The sequence below is a fragment of the Streptomyces sp. UNOC14_S4 genome (assembly GCF_020740835.1).
Classification (GTDB): domain Bacteria; phylum Actinomycetota; class Actinomycetes; order Streptomycetales; family Streptomycetaceae; genus Streptomyces.
This window is the reverse complement of record NZ_JAINFC010000828.1, coordinates 1-2,047: the sequence shown is the minus strand read 5'-3', so window position 1 is coordinate 2,047 and position 2,047 is coordinate 1. Positions and strand designations below refer to the sequence as shown.

Annotated in this window: 1 protein-coding gene and 1 pseudogene; one reads left to right on the top strand and one right to left on the bottom strand. The window is 74.5% G+C overall.

Going from position 1 to position 2,047, the window contains the following annotated elements; all coding sequences use genetic code 11:
* Nucleotides 1-542 (bottom strand): trans-aconitate 2-methyltransferase (locus tag K6I34_RS36190; protein ID WP_229332267.1); only part of this gene is annotated, 542 nt, incomplete at its 3' end.
* A 159-nt stretch (nucleotides 543-701) separates the two neighbouring features.
* On the opposite strand from K6I34_RS36190, the pseudogene K6I34_RS36185 reads away from it, so the two are divergent.
* Nucleotides 702-2,047, top strand: a pseudogene (locus K6I34_RS36185) (serine/threonine protein kinase); the annotation flags it as partial.

Genomic DNA, 2,047 nt, shown 5'->3' with positions numbered 1-2,047 from the left:
AGGAGGGTGTGCTCGGGGATCTCCACACCGTGCCGGGCATGGGCGTCGGTCAGCTGCCGTGTCAGCCGCTCGTCGTCCAGGAGCCAGTGGTTCCAGAAGAGCGCCACGGCGCCTCCGGGCCGCAGTGCAGCCCGGGCGCCCGGCCACCGTGCCGCCTCGTCGACCCAGTGCCAGGCCTGCGCGCAGTACAGCAGCCCGAACCGCCGCCCGCCGGGGCGCCAGGTCTCGAAACCGGCGACCTCGACGTCGACTCCCGGCAGTCCGGCGCACCTGAGGCGCAGGACCCGCGCCATCCGCGCGTCCGGCTCGACGCATGTCACCGGCAGGCCCCGGCCCGCGAAGGCCACCGTGGCCTTGCCGGTTCCGGCACCGACCTCCAGGGCGGGCGCGGGGTCACCGGTCCCGGCGGCGGCGAATTCCAGGACCTCGTCGACGAGTCGCTCCGGATAACCCGGACGTGCGGCGTCGTACTGCTCGGCGTCGTCACCGAACACATGGCGGCGTTCCCGCAGTTCCCGTAGTCCCCGTATGTCGTCCGTCATGGCATCACGGTACGCGGCGCCGTCCGGTGAGTCGGCAACTGTTGAAACTTTCGTGGGCACGTGGAGTTCGGGGGTGGCGGGCCGGGCAGACGATCGTGGCCCGGAGGTCCCGTCGGGTCAGCCGTTGCCGGGGACCGGTCCTCGTGCCACTCTGACGCCGTGACGGTGGGCCACCAGGCGAGCTACCAGTCGGTCGTTGTCCGCGTCCTCGGGGCCGGGCGGGGCGCGTGGGTCATGAGGGACGGCGATACCTGGTGCATGCTCACGCCGCCCGGGTACCGGCCGCGCAGGCAGGGGTGGAAGCTCCACGTCTCGGCGACCGTCGGCTCGGCCCACCGGGTGCTGGAGCGGGCGGCAGGCGCCCTCGTCGCACACGGCTGCGCGTTCAAGTTCGCGGTGTCGCCGCGCGTCACCGCCGACCTCACGTCGGTACGGGCCCCGCGGGCGCAGTCCGGCAAGTTCCTCACCGCCTACCCCGCGGACGACGAGCACCTGCGCACCCTCGCCGAAGAACTGCACCGGGCCACCCTGGGACTCCCCGGACCCGCGATCCTGTCGGACCGGCGCTACCGCCCCGGCAGCCTGGTCCACTACCGCTACGGCTGCTTCTCGCCGCCGCGCGAGCTCGACGACGAGGGCTTCTACCGCGGACGGCTGCGGGCACCCGACGGTACGTACGCCACGGACGAGCGCAACCCGTGGTTCTCGCCGCCCGCCTGGGCCGCACCGCCCTTCGACGTGCCGGTACCCGTGCGCAACGGCACCCGCGGCGGCCCCGTGCCGCTCGCCGGCCGCTATCTCGTCCGGGAGGCCATCCGGCACTCCAACCGGGGCGGCGTCTACCGCGCGCTGGACCGGCGTACCGGCCGGGACGTCCTCCTCAAGGAGGCCCGGCCACACGTCGGCGCGCAGCCCGGCGGGACCGACGTCCGGGACTGGCTGCGCCACGAGGCGGACGTCCTGTCCCTGCTGGCACCGCGCGGCATCGCCCCCGCCCCGCACGAGGTCTTCGAGAGCGGAGGGCACGTCTTCCTCGCCGAGGACCTGATCGACGGCGAGAACCTCCAGCAGTGGTCGGCGGACACCGCCTCGCACCACGGCGGCCGACTTCCCGTCGCGGACGCCTGGCGGCTCGCCCGCGACCTGGTCCGTATCGTCGGCGAGGTCCACGAGGCCGGTTTCGTGCTCCGTGACCTCAAACCGACCAACGTCCTCGTCCGGCCCGACGGAACGCCCGTCCTGGTCGACCTCGAAGGCGCCGTCCGCACGGGGGAGACGGCCCACGTCCTGGGCACCCAGGGCTTCACCGCGCCCGAGTACCTCGCCCGCACCGGCACCGGCACCGGACCCGCGCCCGGCCCCGAGGCCGACTGCTTCGGGCTGGGCGCCACCCTGCTGCACGCCACCGCGGGCACCAACCCCGTACTCGCGCCGGACACACCCCCGGCGCGCCCGCACGGCCAACGCCTCGCCGCGCTCGTGGAGGCCGCCGCCCCGGACTGCCC